At 70.6% G+C, this 14381-nt stretch carries 13 protein-coding genes; all 13 read left to right on the top strand.

Annotated elements, in window-relative coordinates:
• Positions 1-34 precede the first annotated feature (34 nt).
• The 13 genes from gspG to KIH07_RS23865 all read left to right on the top strand — a co-directional run bounded on the left by gspG (position 35) and on the right by KIH07_RS23865 (position 14380).
• The gene (gspG, locus tag KIH07_RS23805; RefSeq protein ID WP_226494321.1) at positions 35-505 is read left to right on the top strand and encodes a type II secretion system major pseudopilin GspG; all 471 of its coding nucleotides are present in this window, start codon (positions 35-37) and stop codon (positions 503-505) included.
• Positions 506-649: 144 nt separating this feature from the next.
• Positions 650-1117, top strand: coding sequence for a prepilin-type N-terminal cleavage/methylation domain-containing protein (locus KIH07_RS23810; RefSeq protein ID WP_226494322.1), 468 nt, complete (start codon positions 650-652; stop codon positions 1115-1117).
• Complete coding sequence (gspI, locus tag KIH07_RS23815) at positions 1114-1491, top strand: type II secretion system minor pseudopilin GspI (protein ID WP_226494323.1); 378 nt, start codon at positions 1114-1116, stop codon at positions 1489-1491. Before KIH07_RS23810 ends, gspI begins: the two co-directional genes overlap by 4 nt.
• A 147-nt stretch (positions 1492-1638) precedes the next feature.
• The gene (locus KIH07_RS23820) at positions 1639-2376 is read left to right on the top strand and encodes a type II secretion system protein J (RefSeq protein ID WP_226494324.1); all 738 of its coding nucleotides are present in this window, start codon (positions 1639-1641) and stop codon (positions 2374-2376) included.
• A gap of 218 nt (positions 2377-2594) precedes the next feature.
• A complete protein-coding gene (gspK, locus tag KIH07_RS23825) occupies positions 2595-3626 on the top strand; it encodes a type II secretion system minor pseudopilin GspK (RefSeq protein WP_413465814.1) in 1032 nt (343 codons plus the stop codon).
• A 94-nt stretch (positions 3627-3720) separates the two neighbouring features.
• Positions 3721-5031 carry a type II secretion system protein GspL gene (gene gspL, locus KIH07_RS23830; RefSeq protein ID WP_226494326.1) on the top strand — a complete coding sequence of 437 codons (1311 nt, stop codon included), beginning with the start codon at positions 3721-3723 and terminating at the stop codon, positions 5029-5031.
• Between the two features lie 5 nt (positions 5032-5036).
• On the top strand, positions 5037-5570 hold the full coding sequence (gspM, locus tag KIH07_RS23835; protein WP_226494327.1) for a type II secretion system protein GspM: 534 nt from the start codon (positions 5037-5039) through the stop codon (positions 5568-5570).
• Positions 5570-6364, top strand: coding sequence for a type II secretion system protein N (gspN, locus tag KIH07_RS23840; RefSeq protein ID WP_226494328.1), 795 nt, complete (start codon positions 5570-5572; stop codon positions 6362-6364). Before gspM ends, gspN begins: the two co-directional genes overlap by 1 nt.
• Before the next feature lie 36 nt (positions 6365-6400).
• A complete protein-coding gene (gene gspD, locus KIH07_RS23845) occupies positions 6401-8572 on the top strand; it encodes a type II secretion system secretin GspD (protein WP_226494329.1) in 2172 nt (723 codons plus the stop codon).
• Positions 8573-8582: 10 nt separating this feature from the next.
• Positions 8583-10025 carry a type II secretion system ATPase GspE gene (gspE, locus tag KIH07_RS23850; protein ID WP_226494330.1) on the top strand — a complete coding sequence of 481 codons (1443 nt, stop codon included), beginning with the start codon at positions 8583-8585 and terminating at the stop codon, positions 10023-10025.
• Positions 10026-10191: 166 nt separating this feature from the next.
• Positions 10192-11421 carry a type II secretion system inner membrane protein GspF gene (gene gspF, locus KIH07_RS23855; protein WP_226494331.1) on the top strand — a complete coding sequence of 410 codons (1230 nt, stop codon included), beginning with the start codon at positions 10192-10194 and terminating at the stop codon, positions 11419-11421.
• A gap of 175 nt (positions 11422-11596) precedes the next feature.
• Complete coding sequence (locus tag KIH07_RS23860) at positions 11597-12493, top strand: 5'-nucleotidase (RefSeq protein WP_226494332.1); 897 nt, start codon at positions 11597-11599, stop codon at positions 12491-12493.
• Positions 12494-12604: 111 nt separating this feature from the next.
• Positions 12605-14380 (top strand): ABC transporter ATP-binding protein/permease, encoded by a 1776-nt coding sequence (locus KIH07_RS23865; RefSeq protein WP_226494333.1) that lies wholly within the window; start codon positions 12605-12607, stop codon positions 14378-14380.
• Position 14381: the final 1 nt, after the last annotated feature.

The raw sequence follows: 14381 nt of genomic DNA on the forward strand, positions 1-14381 counted from the left end.
CCTGCCCGCCTGAGGCCCGATTCGGGAGATCGATTTGAAACGCCTTTGCCCCTCCATACCCGGCATCCACCCCGCTCACGGTGCTGCTCGCCGGGTCCTGCAGCGTGGATTCACGCTGATCGAACTCATGGTGGTGCTGGTCATCATCGGCGTGCTGGCCGCGCTGATCGTGCCCAACGTGCTCGACCGCGCCGATGACGCGCGTGTGACCGCCGCCCGTACCGACGTGAACAACCTGATGCAGGCGCTCAAGCTCTACCGCCTGGACAACCAGCGCTACCCCAGCACCGAACAGGGCCTGAACGCCTTGGTGATCCGGCCCACCACCGCGCCGGTGCCGCCGAACTGGCGCCCTTACCTCGACAAGCTGCCGGCCGACCCCTGGAACCGCCCCTACCAGTACTTGAGCCCCGGCGTGCACGGCGAAGTCGACGTGCTGTCGCTGGGGGCCGACGGTCAGCCGGGCGGCGAAGCCAGGGACGCCGACGTCGGCAGCTGGCAATGAACACGCCCGCCCGGCGCCACGGCGCGGCGTCCCTCAGGGGGACGGTGTCCTTTGACCCGTCCTGAGCCTGTCGAAGGGCGGATCGTCGGCAGCGGCGGAATGCGGACAGCTCGCGCGCAAAGCCTGGGGCATTCGATGATGTGCATGAAGCCCCCACAAGCCGATGGAAGCCGGGGCTTCACCCTGCTGGAGCTGATGGTGGTGGTGTCCATCGTGGCGCTGGCCACGGCCGGTGTGAGCTTCGCCCTGCGCGACAACGACGCCACCCTGCTGGAGCGCGAAGGCCTGCGCCTGTCGGCCCTGCTGGAGTCGGCCCGGGCGCAGTCGCGCACCAGCGGCGTGGCGGTGCTCTGGCGCGGTTCGGACCAGGGTTTCGAGTTCATCGGCAACGCCATCCGGGGAGGCAGCCCCCTGGCCGGCACCCGCAGTTGGCTGCAGCCCGACACCCACCCGCAGATCACACAACCCGTGGGCGCTGAAACGCTGACCCTGGGCCCCGAACCGCTGATCGCGGCCCAGCGCCTGGTGATCCAGCGGGGTGAGCGCCGCCTCACGCTGGCCACCGACGGGCTGGCGCCTTTCACGGTGGTGCCCGAGGAGCCCGTGCCATGACAAGCCACCAGCGCGCGGGCGGCTTCACCCTGATCGAAATCCTGGTGGCGCTGGCGGTGGTGGCCATCACCCTGGCCGCGGGGGTGCAGGCCACCGGTGCGCTCACGCGCGCCGCCACCCGCCAGAGCGACCAGTGGCTGGCCCAACTCTGCGCCGAGAACGAATTCGCGCGGCTGCGCCTGACGCGCCAGCTGCCCAGCGTGGGGGAGAGCACCGTGGCCTGCGAGCAGGCGGGCCAGACGCTGCAGGTGCGGCTGGCGGTCCAGCCCACCCCCAACCCGAACTTCCGGCGCGTGGACGCGGTGGTCGAAGCCCCGGTGGACGGCGTGGTCGCGCGCCTGCTCAGCCTGTCCACGGTGATGGGACGGTATTGAATGAAACACCCCCGCAGCGCTTCGCGCTACCCCCTCAAGGGGGCGACACCAGAGGCCCGGCGAAGCCGGTTCCTCGGTGTCTCTGGGCAGGGACACTGCGCTCCGGAAAGTCCTTGCCGCCTCGGTGCCCCTCGGTTGGAGGGTTGCATGCGTCGCTGGAGTCCTCTAAGACGCAGGTTCCTGGGATTCACCCTGATCGAGTTGCTGGTCGCCATTGCGGTGATGTCCATGCTGGCGCTGCTGAGCTGGCGCTCGATCGACGGCATGACCCGCACGCAGACCCTCACCCAGCAACGCTCCGACGATTTGATGCGCATGCAGGCGGCGTTGGGCCAGTGGGCCGCCGACCTCGACGCGGTGGTGGAAACCGGCGAGGTGAGCATGCTCGATTTCGACGGCCGGGTGCTGCGCCTGACGCGCCGTGACAGCGCCGAAACCGGCCTCGACAGCCCGGGCCTGCGGGTGGTCGCCTGGACCCACACCAGTGGCGTGGCCCAGACCGCCGGCAGCACCGCCGCTATGCTGGGCGCCGGGCAATGGGCGCGCTGGCAATCGCCCCCGCTGCGCCGGCGCGACGAACTGGCCCGCGCCTGGCAACGGGCGGCGGAGTGGGCGCAAAGTGGCGGCACCGTGCCGGAGAACACCAGCGCCGACAGCGCCATTGCGCTGATGGGCATCAACCAATGGCAGCTGTTCTACCACCGGGGCGACACCTGGAGCAACCCGCTCTCGGCGGCCGGTACCGAGGCCGCCGACAGCTCTCCCGCCAACCTGGCCGCCATGCCCAACGGCGTGCGTCTGGTGCTCACCCTCTCGGGTGGACAAAGCCTCTCGGGCACCCTGGTGCGCGACTGGGTGCGCCCGACGCTGGAGGCCGGAAGATGACGCCCCCACGCTCCGCCGCTGCGCGGGTCGCTGCCCCCCAAGGGGGCTGGGCCTGCCTTGGGGCGGCCCGGCGGCTGGTCCTTCAGCCCCCACGCTCCACCGCTGCGCGGGTCGCTGCCCCCCGAGAGGGCCGTTTCACCTTGGGGCGGCCCGGCGGTGAAACCTTGCCCCCACGCTCCACCGCTGCGCGGCAGCGCGGTGCGGCGCTGCTGTTGGCCATGCTGACGGTCGCGCTGGTGGCCACGCTGGCGACGGCGGCGCTGTGGCAGCAGTGGCGTGCCATCGAGGTGGAGACGGCCGAGCGCCAGCGCCTGCAGGCCGGCTGGATACTGACCGGCGCGCTGGACTGGTCGCGTCTGATCCTGCGCGAAGACGCCCGTGGCGGTCGCAGCCGCGGCAATGTGGACCACCTGGGCGAACCCTGGGCCGTGCCCCTGGAGGAAGCCCGCCTCAGCAGTTTTCTGGCGGTCGACAAGAACAACACCGACAACGACGCCCTGCAGGCCTTTCTGTCGGGCGAGGTGATCGACCAGCAGTCGCGCCTGAATTTCATGAACGTCGTGCGGACGACCCGAACCGGCACCGGCACCGGCACCGGCACCGGCACCGGCACCGGCTCGGGCTCGGGCTCGGGCTCGGGCTCGGGCTCGGGCTCGGGAACCGGCCCCGGCACTGGCCCCAGCACCGGGACCACGGTCGAACTTTCAGAGGACGACGTGGCGAGCTTTCTGCGCCTTTACCAGTTGCTGGACCTGCCGGCGGCCGAGCTCAACGCGGCGGTCGCCGCGCTGCTCAACACCTCCCGGCTCGCGGTCAACGACCCCATGCCATCGCGCTCGGCGCTGATCCCCAAGCGGCTGTCGCAGCTCAGCTGGCTCGGCCTGAGCCACGCCAGCCTGGTGGCGCTGGAGCCGCACGTGACGGTGCTGCCCGAGCGCACGCAGCTCAACATCAACACCGCCAGCGCCCAGGCCCTGAGCGCCAGCGTGCCCGGGCTGGACCTGGCCATGGCGCAGCAAATGGTGGCCCAGAGGGAGCGCGACCCGTTCACCAGCGTGCGCGACGCCGGGCGCCTGGTGCCGGGCGTGGCCGCCCGGCTCACGGACGAGACCCACGGCGTGCGAAGCCGCTTCTTCGAAGTGCGGGGCCGCCTGCGGCTGGACGACACCGTGATCGAAGAGCGTTCGCTGGTGGTGCGCAACGCCCTGAACGTGCGGGTGCTCTGGCGCGAGCGCATGGCACGCCCATGAGCACGCGCCCCCCACCGGCCGGGGCGCCGCACCGCTTCTCTAGAATGGAGCGCCTCATGTCCCTGCACCGCTCCGCCTGTCGGCCACTCCTCCCGTGTTGATCCTCACCCCTGCCCACTTTTCGGTGGCGACCGAACCCGGACCGACGGCCCTGCTGGACTGGGTCGGCTCGACCCTGGGCCAGCAGGTGGCGGAACACGGCCAATGCGCGGTCTCGCTGCTGCCGCGCGACGACGACGTGGTGCTGGTGCTGCCGCCACGGGCCGTGTCCTGGCACCAGCTCGCCCTGCCCAAGGTGGCCGCGGGCAAGCTGCGCGCCGTGCTCGACGGCATGCTCGAAGAACGCCTGCTCGGCGACACCGAGCAACTGCACTTTGCCCTGGAACCGGGTGGCCGCCCGGGTCGCACGGTGTGGGTGGCCGCCTGCCACAAGGCCTGGCTGCAAGGCTGGCTGCGGACGCTGGAGGCCGCGGGGCGACCGGTGTCGCGCATCGTCCCGGCCCTGGCGCCCCTGGGCCAGGGGACGCCGCAGGACGCCGGCCCCACCGACGACGCGCCCCCGGACGTGATCCACTGGGCCCATGTGGGCGCCGAACGCTCCTGGCTGGCCAGTGCCAGCGCACGCGGCGTGAGCTGCATCCCCTTGCGCGAGCCCACCACCGGCGGGCTCAACGAACCCGGCCCGGGCGCCGCAGGGCTGGACGCGGCCACCCCGGGGCCAGACGTGCCCGGTCTGCACCCCGAGACCCCACCCGCCCAGGCCCGCTGGATGGCCGACCCCGCCGCGGTGGCCCTGGCCGAACAGGCCCTGGGGCAACGTTTCGAGCTGGTGCCCCTGTCGTCGTGGCTGCTGCGCAGCAGCCAGACCGGCTGGAACCTGGCCCAGTTCGACCTGAGCCTGTCGTCGAGCTCGCGCCGCCAGCAGCGCTGGCTGCAAAGCCTGCGCCAGTGGCGCAGCGCGCCGGCCTGGCGGCCCGCCCGCTGGGGGCTGGCCGCGCTGGTGGCCATGCAACTGGTCGGGCTCAACGCCACGGCCTGGTACGAACGCCGCAGCCTCGACCGCAAGGAGCAGGCGGTTCGCCAGACCCTGCAGCAGGCCTTCCCCAAGGTGACGCTGGTGCTCGACGCGCCCCTGCAGATGCAGCGCGAACTCGCCGCGCTGCTGCAGGCCCACGGCGCGCTCTCGGGTGCCGACCTGGAAGCCCAGCTCGCTGCGCTGGCCCAGTCGTCCACCGGGGCGCCGATCGCCCCCCGCTCCATCGAATTCACCCCCGGCGAAGCCCGTTTCGGCGCGTGGTCGGCCCCCGAAGAACCACTGCGCCAGCTGCAGCAGACGCTGGAGCGCAACGGCTGGCGGGCCACGCTGGAAGGCGACGTGCTCACCCTGCGCGCAGAAACCCGGTGAACCGCATGCCCGAACCCTCCCGCTTTTCCGCGCTGGCCGCCATCGGCCAGCGGCTGCACACCACGCTGGCCCGCCTCTCGCCCCGCGAACGGCGCGCCGTGACCCTGGCCGCCTGGGTGCTGGGCCTGGGCCTGCTCTGGTGGCTGGCCCTGTCGCCCGCGCTGAACACGCTGCGCCAGGCGCCCGAACAACACGCCAGGCTCGACCAGCAGTTGGCCCGCATGCGCGGCCTGGCCGCCACCGCCGAGGCCCTGCGTGGACAGAACACCGGCCAGCCGCCGGGCCGTGCGGCCGTGCTGCGCGCGCTGCAAGAAGCCAATGCCGCGGCGGCGGGCACGGTCGAGTTCTCGGTGATGGGCGACCGCGCCACCGTGACCTTCAAGGGCACGGCCCCCGAGGCGCTGGCCCAGTGGCTGGCCCAGGTGCGGGTCAACGCCCGGCTCCTGCCGGTGCAGGCCCAGCTCAACCGCACGGACAACCCCGCCGGCTGGAGCGGCCAGATGGTGCTGACCAGCCCGGGGCTGGGGTTGGCCAACTGATGCAGCACCGCTCCACCACCCGCATGGCATGGCTGGGCGCCGCGCTCGGCCTGGCCCTGGCGCTGCTGCTGTTCGCGCCGGCGCGCTGGCTGGGGCAAGCGCTGCAGTCGGCCACCCGGGGCCAGTTGCAGCTGGTCAACGCGCGCGGCACCGTCTGGCGCGGTCAGGCCGACCTGCTGTTCACCGGCGGCGAGGGCAGCCGGGGCCAGACTTCCCTGCCCCAGGGCGTGGTCTGGCGCCTGACCCCCACCCTGGCCGGCGCCCGGCCCGCCCTGGCCGTGCAACTGAGCGCGCCGTGCTGCACACCCGAGCCCCTGTCCCTCACCGCCGTGCTCGGCCTCAACGGCGCCGAGCTGCGCGTGGCGGCGTTCAACAGCCAGTGGCCGGCGGACCTGCTCGCGGGCCTGGGAACCCCCTGGAACACCCTGCGCCTGGAAGGCCAGCTGGCGCTGCGCTCGCCCGGCCTGAGCGTGCGGTGGTCCAGCCGCGGCACCCGCTTTCAAGGCACGCTCACGGTGGACGCGCTGGACGTGGCCTCGCGCGTGTCCACGCTGCGCCCGCTGGGCAGCTACCGGCTGGCGCTGCAATCGGCCGACGAAGGGCGCGGCGCCACCCTGGCGCTCAACACCCTGCGTGGCGAGTTGCGGCTCAAGGGCAAGGGCCAGTGGATCGCGGGCCGCCTGCGCTTCCAGGGCGAAGCCCGGGCCGCGCCCGGCCGCGAAGCGGCGCTGACCAACCTGCTCAACATCCTGGGGCGCCGGGACGGCCCGCGCTCGCTCCTCAACATTGGCTAGCCCGCCACGCGCCGGACTTCGCGATAGGATCAAATCATGACTCTGCACTCTCACCACGCCCCCACCGGCACGCCCCGGGCGCCGGTCGCGGGCCGTACGCTGACGGCGCTCGCCCTGCTCGTTGGCCTGGCCTGGAGCCCCCTGCCCTGGCCGGCGGCCCATGCCCAGGGCCGCGCCAGCGAACCGGTGACGCTCAATTTCGTGCAAGCCGAGATCGAAGCGGTGGCGCGCACCATGGCCACCATCACCGGCCGCAACGTGGTGGTCGATCCGCGCGTCAAGGGCACGATCAACCTCTCGACCGACCGGCCCGTGCCGCCCGCCGTCGCGCTCAACCAGTTCGGTGCCGCGCTGCGCCTGCAGGGTTTTTCGCTGGTGGACACGGACGGCCTGTACAAGGTCGTGCCCGAGGCCGACGCCAAGCTGCTGGGCAACCCGGTGAACGCGGGGTCGGTGACCTCGCTCGCGTCGTCCAACCAGATCGTCACCCAGATCTTCCGCCTCAACCACGAGGCGGCGAACAACCTGGTGCCGGTGCTGCGCCCGCTGATCGGGCCGAACAACACGATCAACGTCAACCCCGGCAACAACTCGCTGATCATCACGGACTACGCCGACAACCTGCGGCGCATCGGCCGCATCATCAACGCGCTGGACGTCTCGGGCGCGACCGATGTGGAGATCATCCCGCTGCGCCACGCCATCGCCGCGGACCTGGCGCCGCTGGTGCAGCGCCTGATCGACTCGGGCACGAGCGGCGCGCCCGCCGGCGCCGCGCAGGCCGACCAGTCGTACAAGACCACCCTGGTGGCCGAACCGCGCAGCAACAGCCTGGTGCTGCGCGCGGCCAACCCGGCCCGCCTGGCGCTGGTGCGCTCCCTGGTGGACAAGCTGGACCAGCCCACCGCGGAGAGCGCGGCGGGCAACATCCACGTGGTCTACCTGAAGAACGCCGACGCCACCGCGCTGGCCACCACGCTGCGCGCGGCCATGGCCGCCGGCTCGGGTGGCACAACGGCCAGCGTCGCATCGTCCAGCCCGTCGGCCCCCATCGCGCGCGCCGCCACCACCACGGCCGGCACCGGCGCCAGCGCCGCGACCACCCCCGTGGCCGCCAGCGCGGCCCCGTCCACCGGCGGCCAGATCCAGGCCGACCCGGCCACCAACGCGCTCATCATCACCGCGCCCGAGCCCCAGTACCGGCAGCTGCGCGCCGTGATCGACCAGCTCGACGGACGCCGGGCCCAGGTTTATGTGGAGAGCCTGATCGCCGAGGTCAACGCCGACAAGGCGGCCGAGTTCGGCATCCAGTGGCAAGGCCCGCTGGGCCAGGTCGGTAACAGCCTGATCGGCCTGATGGGCACCAACTTCGGCACCAACGGCAACAACATCCTGACCAATACCCTGGCCATCGCCGAGGGTGACTACAGCAGCGTCAAAGCGCCCGGCGCGGGCCTGAACATCGGCGCGGCCCAGCGCAAGGACGGGGTCTACGTGCTGGGTTTCCTGGCGCGCTTCCTGCAGCAGAACGGCGACGGCAACATCCTCTCCACCCCCAACCTGCTCACGCTGGACAACGAGGAAGCCAAGATCGTGATCGGCCAGAACGTGCCCTTCGTGACCGGCCAGTTCACCAACACCGGCAGCAACGAGGGCTCGGTCAACCCGTTCCAGACCATCGAACGCAAGGACGTGGGCCTGACCCTGCGCGTCAAACCGCAGATCAGCGAGAACGGCACCATCAAGATGACCATCTACCAGGAGGTCAGCAGCGTGCAGGCGTCCTCGATCAACTCCACCACCGGGCTGATCACCAACAAGCGCACCATCGAATCCACGGTGCTGGTCGACGACGGCGCCATCGTGGTGCTCGGCGGCCTGCTGCAGGACGAGTACGCCGGCAACCAGGACAAGGTGCCCGGCCTGGGCGACGTGCCCTTCTTCGGCAACCTGTTCAAGAGCGAGACCCGCAGCCGCAAGAAAACCAACCTGATGGTCTTCCTGCGCCCGGTGGTGCTGCGCGACGCGCGCCAGACCAGCAGCCTCTCGCTGGACCGCTACGAACTCATGCGCTCGGTGCAGAAAGACGTGCAACCCGCGCCCAGCAGCGTGCTCCAGATCAACGAGGCGCCGGTGATGGCGCCGCAGCGGGCTCCCGCGACCACCGCACCCGCCACGCCAGAGCCATCGGGCACGCCCGCGCAGTGAGCGCCGCACCATGAAGTACCCCTTGCCCTACGCCTTCGCGCGCGAGCACCTCTGGCTGCTGGAAGACAGCGGCGAGGGCCTGACCCTGCTGGGCAGCCACAGCGCCGTGAGCGACCCCGCCGTGCAGACGCGGCGCCTGTCGGCGCTGTCCGAGATCCTGCGCTGCCACGACGTGCGCGAACTGCATTGGGAAGCGGGCGACACCCTGGCCCAACGCATCAGCGCGGCCTATGCGCAGGGCGAATCGAGCGCGGCGGCGGTGGTCAGCGAAGTGCAGAGCGACGCCGATCTGAGCCGCATGATGCAGGAGCTGCCCGCCATCGAGGATCTGCTGGAAACCGCCGACGACGCGCCCATCATCCGCATGCTCAACGCCTTGCTCACGCAGGCCGCGCGCGACGGCGCGAGCGACATCCACATCGAGCCCTACGAGCGCCACTCCAGCGTGCGCTTCCGGGTCGACGGCACGCTGCGCGAGGTGGTGCGGCCCAACCGCGCCCTGCACGCCGCGCTGATCTCGCGCCTGAAGATCATGGCCGAGCTCGACATCTCCGAAAAGCGCCTGCCGCAGGACGGCCGCATCTCGCTGCGCATCGGCACGCGCGCGGTGGACGTGCGCGTGTCCACCCTGCCCAGCGCGCACGGCGAGCGCGCGGTGCTGCGCCTGCTCGACAAGAGCGAGAGCAAGCTCAACCTCGAAGCCGTGGGCATGCAGGGCGACGTGCTGACCCGCTTCAAGCACCTGCTGACGCAGCCGCACGGCATCATCCTGGTCACCGGCCCCACCGGCTCGGGCAAGACCACCACGCTCTACGCCGGCCTGCAGCGGCTGGACGCGAGCACGCTCAATATCATGACGGTGGAAGACCCGATCGAATACGAGCTGGCCGGCGTGGGGCAGACCCAGGTCAACCCCAAGATCGACCTCGACTTCGCCAAGGCGCTGCGCGCCATCCTGCGGCAAGACCCCGACGTGATCATGATCGGCGAGATCCGCGACTTCGAGACCGCGCAGATCGCCATCCAGGCCTCGCTCACCGGCCACCTGGTGCTCGCCACCCTGCACACCAACGACGCGGCCAGCGCCGTCACGCGCCTGACCGACATGGGCGTGGAGCCCTTCCTGCTCAGCAGCTCGCTGCTGGGCGTGCTGGCCCAGCGCCTGGTGCGCAAGCTGTGCGTGCACTGCCGCGAGCGGGACGAGCAGGGCCACTGGCGGGCCGTGGGCTGCGAGCGCTGCAACCACGTGGGCTACAAGGGCCGCACCGGCATTTACGAGCTGCTGGTCTGCGACGACCCGATGCGCAGCCTGATCCACAACCGCGCCGCCGAAAGCGAGCTCATCGCCACGGCGCAAGCGGCCGGTCTGCGCTCCATGCGCGAAGACGGCCAGCACCTGGTCGAGGCCGGCATCACCTCGGCGGCCGAGGTGATCAGCGTGACGCGAGACTGATGCTCCCCCCGCGCCGCTTCGCGTCACCCCCCAGGGGGCAACACCTACGGCCCGGCGAAGCCGGTTCCGTGGTGTTTCCGGGCTCAGGCATAGCGCGCCGGTGCGGTGTCTGGTTTTGGGGTGGGTGCTCGGTGCAACACCTCCGATGATCTGCTGAACCTCCTCCATGCCCGCCTATTCCTTCGAAGCTCTGGACGCCCAGGGCGCCACCCAAAAAGGTCTGATCGACGCGGACACAGCGCGGGCGGCGCGGAGCATGCTGCGTGCGCGTGCGCTGGTGCCGATCCTGGTCGAACCCGCCACCGGCTCGGGCAGCCGCGCGCGCGCGGGCGGCCTCAACATCACGCTCTGGGGTGGCCGGGTTTTCAACGCCACCGCGCTGGCGGTCTGGACCCGGCAGATCGCCGGGCTGGTGGCCGCGGGCCTGCCGCTGGAGCGCGCGCTGGCCGCCTTGACCGAAGAGGCCGAGAACGACGCCCAGCGCAACCTCATGGCCTCCCTGCGCTCCGAGGTCAACGCCGGCTCGCCGTTCGCGCGCGCCCTGAGCGCGCACCCGCGCGAGTTCTCCGACATCTACACCGCCGTGATCGCCGCGGGTGAACAAAGCGGCCAGCTCGGCACTGTGCTGGAGCGCCTGGCCGACGATCTGGAGGAGCGCGAGGCGCTCAAGAACAAGCTCATCGCCGCCTCGCTCTACCCGGCCATCGTCACGCTGGTGGCGATCGTCATCGTGGTGTTCCTGGTCAGCTACGTGGTGCCCCAGGTGGCGGGCGTGTTCGCCGGCAGCAAGCGCGCCCTGCCCGTCCTGACCGTGATGATGCTGGCCATCAGCGATTTCGTGCGCAGCTACGGCTGGCTCCTGCTGGGCCTGCTGATCGCCGCCGCGGGCGCGCTGGTGATGGCGCGGCGCCAGCCCGCGCTGCGGCTGCGCATGGACGCCGCCTGGCTGCGCCTGCCCCTGGTGGGCAAGCTCGCGCGGGGTTACAACGCGGCGCGTTTCGCCGCCACACTGGCCATGCTGGCGGCCGCGGGCGTGCCCATCCTGCGCGCGCTGCAGACCGCGGCCGAAACCCTGAGCAACCAGGCCATGCGCGCCGACGCGCTGGACGCGCTGGTGCTGGTGCGCGAAGGCGCGCCGCTGGCCTCGGCCATCGCCAGCAAGAAGCGCTTCCCGCCGCTGGTGGCCATGTTCGCCCGCCTGGGCGAGCAGACCGGCCAGCTGCCCGCCATGCTCGGGCGTGCCGCCAAACAGCTCGGCGCCGAGGTGCAGCGCCGCGCCATGCACCTGGCCACCATCCTGGAGCCACTGCTCATCGTGGGCATGGGCGCGGTGGTGATGCTGATCGTGCTGGCGGTGCTGATGCCGATCATTCAGCTGAATCAACTCGTGAAGTGACCCCCCCGCGCCGCGCCTAAGGGCGCGTCACCCCCCCCGGGGGGCAACGCGAGCGGCCCGGCGGAGCCGGTTCCGCCGCATTCTGGGCGGCACTCCCCCTCTGCTTCCCGTGCTTCCTCGCAATTGGGCTACGCTTCGCTCTTCATATTTGTTCTGTCTGCCCAGACCCTGACCCATGGCTGCAACACTCGATGGTCAATTGGTGGTCGCGATTTCTTCGCGGGCGCTGTTCGACTTTGAAGAAGAAAACCGCCTGTTCGAAACCGGCGACGACCGGGCTTACATGCAGCTGCAGCTGGACCGGCTGGAGCAGCCGGCGCAGCCCGGGGTGGCGTTTTCGCTGGTGCACAAGCTGCTGGCCTTCAACGACGCCACGGCCCAGCGCGTGGAGGTGGTGATCCTCTCGCGCAACGACCCGGTCTCGGGCATGCGCGTGTTCCGTTCGGCCCAGCACTACGGCCTGCCCATTCAGCGCGGCAGCTTCACGCGCGGACAGCCGCCCTGGCGCTACCTGCGCCCGCTGCGCGCCAACCTGTTCCTCTCGACCCACCTGGCCGACGTGCGCGCCGCGCTCGACGCCGGCGTGCCGGCCGCGCAGGTGTACCCGCTGTCGGTGCACGCCAGCGACGCCCACCCGCACGAGGTGCGCATTGCCTTCGACGGCGACGCCGTGCTGTTCTCCGACGAAGCCGAGCGCGTGTTCCAGGCCGAGGGCCTGTCGGCCTTCCAGGCGCACGAGGCCAGCAAGGCCGCCCAGCCGCTGGCGGGCGGCCCGTTCAAACCCCTGCTCGAAGCCCTGCACCGGCTGCAAGCCGAAGGCACAAGCGCCATGCGCATCCGCACCGCGCTGGTCACCGCGCGCAGCGCCCCGGCGCACGAGCGCGCCATCCGCACGCTGATGAACTGGAACATCGAGGTGGACGAGGCCATGTTCCTCGGCGGTCTGCCCAAGGGCGAGTTCCTGCGCGAGTTCGAGCCCGACTTCTTCTTCGACGACCAGACCGGCCACATCGAGTCGGCCGCGCTGCACGTGCCCTCAGGCCATGTTGCGTCGGGTGTGTCGAACTTGTGACCCGACCCCGAACAATGAACACCCCCGCACCGCGCTGCGAGTGGCCCGGCAAAGCCGGTTCCACCGCAGCCTGCGTGAAAGCCCGCGAGCTCCACTGTTGAGAGATCACCCATGACAGAACCGTTGTCCAAGTTCCAGAGCTTCCGCCAGTTCGCTGGCAAGGTGGGCCGCCTGGCCCTGCCCTATTTCAGTTCCGAAGAGAAATGGAAGGCGCGCGCCCTCCTGGTGGCCATCGTGGCGCTCAACCTGGCCGGTGTGTACATGCTGGTGCTGCTCAACGAGTGGAACCGCGGCTTCTACGACGCGCTGCAGAACAAGGACCAGCCGGTGTTCTGGCGCGAGCTGGGGCGCTTCACCTACCTCGCCTTCGCGTTCATCGTCATCGCGGTCTACCGCTTCTACCTGACGCAGTTGCTCCAGCTGCGCTGGCGCAACTGGATGACCGCCCACTACCTGGACCGCTGGTTGTCCAACAAGGCCTTCTACCAGTTGGAGCTGGCGCGCTTTTCCAAAGAGGCCGACGCGCCGCCCGACAACCCGGACCAGCGCATCGCCGAAGACCTGAACCTGTTCACCGGCGACACCGTCGGGTTGACCATGGGCCTGATGAACGCCGTGGTCACCCTGGTGAGTTTTGTCGGCATCCTCTGGGGCCTCTCCGGCAGCTTCGCCTTCGACTTCAACGGTGACTCGTACGTGATCCCCGGCTTCATGGTCTGGATGGCGGTGGCCTACGCGCTGGCCGGCAGCGTACTCACGCACTACATCGGCCGCCCGCAGATCGCGCTGAACTTCAAACAGCAGCGCTTCGAGGCCGACTTCCGCCACCACCTGATTCGGGTGCGCGAATACAGCGAGTCCATCGCGCTGGACCGGGGCGAACCGGTGGAGCGCACACAGCTGGGCGGGCGCTTCACCACCCTGCTCGGCAACTACCTGAGCCTGATCAAGGCGCAGAAGCGGCTGATCTGGTTCAACACCTTCTACGGCCAGGCCGCCGTGGTGTTCCCCTTCATCGTGGCCGCGCCGCGCTTCTTCAGCGGCGCCATCCAGCTCGGCGAGCTGATGCAGATTTCGTCCGCCTTTGGCCGCGTGCAGGACTCGCTCTCGTGGTTCGTCGACAACTACAGCAGCCTGGCCGCCTGGCGTGCCACCACCGACCGGATCATCAGCTTCGAAGAGAGCTTCCAGGCGCTACAACAGGCCGAGCTGGCCCACACCCAAGACGCCACCCAGAGCGACCACCTCAGCGTGGACGATCTGCACATCGCGCTGCCAGGCCAGGTGGCGCTGCTCAGCGGCAGCGGCCTCACGCTGTCGGCGGGCGACACCCTGTTGATCAAAGGCCCCTCGGGCAGCGGCAAGTCCACGCTGTTCCGCGCGCTGGCCGGCATCTGGCCCTGGGCCCGCGGGCGACTGCACCTGCCGACCGACTTCGACGACCGCGTCATGTTCCTGCCGCAAAAACCCTACTTCCCCAACGGCCCGCTGCGCACCGCGCTGGCCTACCCCGCCACGCCTGAGCGCTACACCGACGCCGAACTGCAACAAGCCCTGCGCAACGCGCTGCTGCCGCGGCTGGCCGACGAGCTGGACCGCGAAGACACCTGGGGCCAGAAGCTCTCGGGCGGCGAACAGCAGCGCCTGGCGATCGCCCGCGCCATCCTCAAGAAACCCCGCTGGCTGTTCGTGGACGAGGCCACCAGCGCCCTCGACGAAGCCGCCGAGGCCACGCTGTATCAGCGGCTGCGCGCCCTGGTGGCCGAGCAGGACGGCGCCCTGATCTCGATCGCCCACCGCCCGGCGGTGGGGGCGTTTCATGCGCAGCAGTGGACGCTGGTGGACACGGAAGGCGGCGAGAGCCGCTTCAAGCTCGTGGCGAGCTGAT

Source organism: Hydrogenophaga taeniospiralis (assembly GCF_020510445.1).
GTDB lineage: Bacteria > Pseudomonadota > Gammaproteobacteria > Burkholderiales > Burkholderiaceae_C > Hydrogenophaga.